Source organism: Roseovarius sp. ZX-A-9 (assembly GCF_028369135.1).
Taxonomy (GTDB): domain Bacteria; phylum Pseudomonadota; class Alphaproteobacteria; order Rhodobacterales; family Rhodobacteraceae; genus Roseovarius.
On record NZ_JAPWHW010000057.1, the window covers coordinates 1 to 4,320 of the forward strand.

Here is a 4,320-nt window from a genome sequence, read left to right on the forward strand (position 1 = left end):
CCCGAGCTGTCCGGGAATTACTGAAACGGCTGTCCGGGAATTAGCGTAATCGCTGTCCGGTATTTCCGAAATCCGCACAAATTGCTTTGACCCGTGCGGGCGCGTCAAAAAGCCGGATCGCAGAGGGCGGCAATGACCGGCGGCTCTGGGCGTTCCATTCCAGAACCACCCCGCTGCCAATGGCAGATCGCGGCGCAAAACAGGGCTATTGTTATGATGGCCTGTTCTTTGCAGGTCCACCGCCTGAGGGAAACGCCAGCTTCTTTGCCTCATTGGCGGAACTCGACCCGCCAGGCAGTCGCGGCGTCAGGCGCGCACGCAGTGACCACAATCTGAACCTGCAATTCATGGTAGCGGACGAAAGCGGGGCATCTGATCGTCCCCTCGCGCCGCAATCTGACATCTCAACGTTGCCAGGGGTAAAGGTATCATCGGAAAAACTGCGCCTTATGGGCGGCGATGTTGGCTTGGCTACAACCACTTTCGATGACGGAAAGCAAAAGGGCCACTGGTATGATGCCGCGTATTTCGGCAAAGCCGGTTCTGTTTCCGAGCCTTTGATGATCTCGGTGAAATACACCAATTCGCGGCTTGAACCAGCAGAAAGCCGCGAGTTGATGCTTGGCATCCTCGGAGGCCTTCGTGTGAATTCAGGAGACAACTGATGGGGGAGTCTCCAGATAGTGACCTGTGCAAAGCCTCCCGCCTAAGAGGTATGTTGCGGCAAAGATCGGCCCAGAGCCGCCTTCCACCCACCACGCCGATGCCGCGCCGCAGCTTCACCAGACCGGATGGGGTGGATAGCTCCTGCTCCACCCGGCGTCGCAATGCGCCATACTGCAGTTGTTATAGATTGCTTATGAGAGGAGCTACCCCATGCAGGTTACAACAGTCGGCCTCGATTTGGCCAAAAACATCTTTCAGGTCCACGGCATCAGCGAGAATGGCGATGTTGTTTTCAACCAAGCTCTGCGACGAGCGCAATTGCTCGCATTCTTTGGGAAGCTTCCACCCTGCCTGGTCGGAATGGAAGCTTGCGGTTCCAGCCACCACTGGGCTCGGCAACTGGGCAAGCTGGGCCATGATGTGCGTCTGATACCAGCGATGTATGTGAAACCTTATGTGAAGCGGGGCAAGTCCGATGCGGTTGATGCTGCAGCCATCTGCGAAGCGGTGACGCGACCGACAATGCGCTTTGTCGCAATAAAATCTGAAGAGCAGCAAGGCGTCTTGTTTCTCCACCGCGCCCGCGATCTGATCGACAGGCAACGAACCCAGCTGAGCAACATGCTGCGAGGCTTATTGTCTGAATTCGGTATCGTGATTGCACAAGGAGTTGGCAGCGCGATCAAGTTCGCAAAGGGCGTTCTGGATGGCGACAAGCCAGGCATTCCAGATGTAGCAATCGATGTACTTGCCAATCTGAGCAACCAACTTGTCGCTTTGCACCTTCGCGTCCGTTGGTACGAGATGCGCATGCGGCTTCAGGCCAGGCAAGACCCGCGCGTGATGTTGCTACGCACGATCCCGGGCGTTGGCCCGGTGACCGCGTCGGCAATTGTCGCAACAGCAGGCGATGCCAGCCAGTTCAGGAACGGTCGCGAATTTGCGGCCTGGCTGGGTCTGACCCCACTTAACCGCTCAAGTGGTGGCAAGGAAAAGCTTGGACGCATAACAAAGATGGGGGACCGATATATCAGACGATTGCTGGTCACAGGAATGACTTCGAGATTGAGACAGGCCAAAACACATCCGGAACGCGTAGATCCGTGGACACGAGCGTTGCTTGAGCGCAAGCCGGTCCGTCTTGCCACAGTGGCAATGGCAAACAAGACAGCGCGGATCGTTTGGGCTGTCTTGAACAAGAACGAATACTACAGGCCGCACAACGCATAACTTGAGGAGGAAAAACACTCGAGACAGCAAGACCATTGAAATGATGGAGCACAGTCAGCCCGTCAGCCGAGAAACCCCGTCGAATGTCAGGGACATCACTTGTCCGTAGACCGGTTTGGGACTTGGTTTGCGGAAACCATCAAGGCCAGCGGCCGCGTGTGCCGCGCAAACAGGCCGGACACACGTCTGCTTCTGACCAGTGCAAATCAGTTTCATAAATGTCTTGCTATGCAGGAGCTATCCACACAGGCCATTCGTCGATGGCGCAGCACTTTCGGAGGATGAAGGTCGGCTGTTGGGACGAAGCTGCCGTTTGCGCACGCAGCATTTACGTTGGCTTCTACTGCAGTTGGATCGTTCAGCGGGGCCGGGTTAACGTCACTGGCACCGTAGCGCCAGCATCGACGATACCCACGTCCTGCAGATCGGCGTGCCGCTTGCGGGCGATGGTTCGCACCCCGGCGCCCAAACACGGACGGCGGAGTTGGATGGCGGCAAGCTCGAAACTACCGCGTTTACCGATCAGCTTGTAACTTTAATCGAAAAAATGTCTCCGGCGTGCTCTTGATGGAATACTGGATACTGAAGTGGCGGACGCCCTTATCACTCCGCCTGGAGCGCATCGCGGAGATCGATTGACTCGTTACTACCCATTTTAAAATGGTATTGAAGTGTTCTGCCCGCCAAATCATCCATGAGGTTTACAGCCAAAGAGGCAGCTTCGTAAAACCTGACCGGTCGATCAATGACACGAGGTAAGACAGACGCGTCGGTATTCACGTGGGATATGTATTGGTTTCTGTGTTCTACCTTCAACTTGTTGACCGCGTCTCGGTATTTTTTTACCTTCTCGTTGAGCGCCTTAGAGCGCTTTTGTTCGAGTAAGTTTTCCCGGTTTAAGGCCTTGAGCAGCGTTTGGAATGACCGGTTATTTTTCAAGTCATCGTCCAGCGCGGTCAGTCGCATCACGATATCGCGGACAGCGCTATCCAGCAGCATGAACTCAATCGACATATGCTCTCGCGACCATTGCCCAAGTCCCTCCAGCCTGGCCCTCACCTTAAAGCTGTAGATCAATATCAAAAGCCAAAGAATGTCGTCTTTCAGGCCAGACAGGATGTCGGAAGAGCTATCAAATCTACTCGCCATCTTTCTTGATCGTTTCCTAAACAGTTAGCATCGAGTTCAGTATGTATGCGCCGGCTCTGCATTGCCAGCATTGTCTTGGATACTCCCCCATTGTTAGCCGAGGCAGGACAGTCAATGATATGACCCACCCCCTCTAGAAGGCGACGGAAGGAAGGTCGCCTTCTCGATTGCAAAGCGTGATGCCGAACCTGACACAGCGCGGCGTCGTGGCATCCATCGCCGCCGTCCAGTCAAACGTCCGAATAGGGCTGACTTTGTTGACATTCGCTGCAGTTGCTTCAATCTCCGACTCACTGAGCCGTTCAACAGTCTCTGGTTTGTGAAAATATTTTCAGGCGACAATCTAATATCGGACCAGCCCTGCGTTTGAGGTCCTATGAGCCGTGAAACGGATAAATTGAAAGACAGATATGGAATTTTTTTTCGCTATAGTGGTTTGGGCGGTGTTGGCATTAATATTAAGTGCGGCACCCTATTTTATTTGGGATGCTTTAATTGACATAATTCTGAGCAGGGGCACCTTAGCCTCGAAGGCCGCAGCTCATAAGTTGCAGCATTGGATGCTTCGCAACGGCGTGGAAATTCAACCATACCGAAGCTTGATTCGGGCAAATTCTGACCGAAATATTTTAGTTTTTCTGTTTCAGCTTGTAGCCCACTTTTGGCCCTGGATCTCCGGGCTAATTGCTTTCGGATTTACAGCCCTAATCTTTGGCTACTAACTTAGAGATCAGTGCGGAAATCCCGCAAGTGGTTCAACAGTTGGGGAAGTAAATGGTCACTCCCCCCAGTAATTCCGCCGTCCAAGATCGTTCAATGACGCTCGTTTTTGGAGCAGGGGGAAATTGTCTCGATATCCGCCAATAACCCCGTTCAAAGTAAGTTTGGCTGCGGTCGACGACTGAGTGTTTCTGGCGGCTCAGCTCGACCGTCGGCTTCCTACGCCTTCCTTTCGTTCCGGCTGCGCGCTTCTGCGTCAGCTGTCGCCCTGACGGGGCAGCAAATGATTGAGGCAGGTCGAACGGCAGTCATCCACACCGATTTCAAAGGCATCTTGAATGGCTGCTATCGGAACGTCCCCTATGTGGGCCCCTTCAATCTCAGCCATGAACCGTTTACTGGAGTTTAAGTCTTTCCAGAGGGCTCGAATTTCCCTTCCTGACTTAAGGGCGTCCTGAACTGTCAACGCCGTTTGAATTTTCCCCAGAAGTGCCGAAGTAAAATTCCCCACTTGCACGGGTCCGGCGATCAGCCGGTTTCAGTGATCTGCCGCTC

The 4,320-nt window shown here is 53.8% G+C and carries 4 protein-coding genes; 2 read left to right on the forward strand and 2 right to left on the reverse strand.

Annotation, left to right across the window (positions count from 1 at the left end; genetic code table 11):
• The first annotated feature begins 86 nt into the window (after nt 1-86).
• Together O3306_RS22325 and O3306_RS22330 are read left to right on the forward strand one after the other, a co-directional pair.
• On the forward strand, nt 87-665 hold the full coding sequence (locus tag O3306_RS22325; RefSeq protein ID WP_272011614.1) for a hypothetical protein: 579 nt from the start codon (nt 87-89) through the stop codon (nt 663-665).
• 211 nt (nt 666-876) lie between these two features.
• Nucleotides 877-1,896 carry an IS110 family transposase gene (locus tag O3306_RS22330; protein WP_272011616.1) on the forward strand — a complete coding sequence of 340 codons (1,020 nt, stop codon included), beginning with the start codon at nt 877-879 and terminating at the stop codon, nt 1,894-1,896.
• A gap of 603 nt (nt 1,897-2,499) precedes the next feature.
• Here O3306_RS22330 and O3306_RS22335 read toward each other — a convergent pair.
• Together O3306_RS22335 and O3306_RS22340 are read right to left on the reverse strand one after the other, a co-directional pair.
• Nucleotides 2,500-3,045, reverse strand: a complete 546-nt coding sequence (locus tag O3306_RS22335; protein WP_272011618.1) for a hypothetical protein — start codon at nt 3,043-3,045, stop codon at nt 2,500-2,502.
• A gap of 976 nt (nt 3,046-4,021) precedes the next feature.
• The gene (locus tag O3306_RS22340; RefSeq protein WP_272011620.1) at nt 4,022-4,153 is read right to left on the reverse strand and encodes a hypothetical protein; all 132 of its coding nucleotides are present in this window, start codon (nt 4,151-4,153) and stop codon (nt 4,022-4,024) included.
• Nucleotides 4,154-4,320 lie beyond the last annotated feature (167 nt).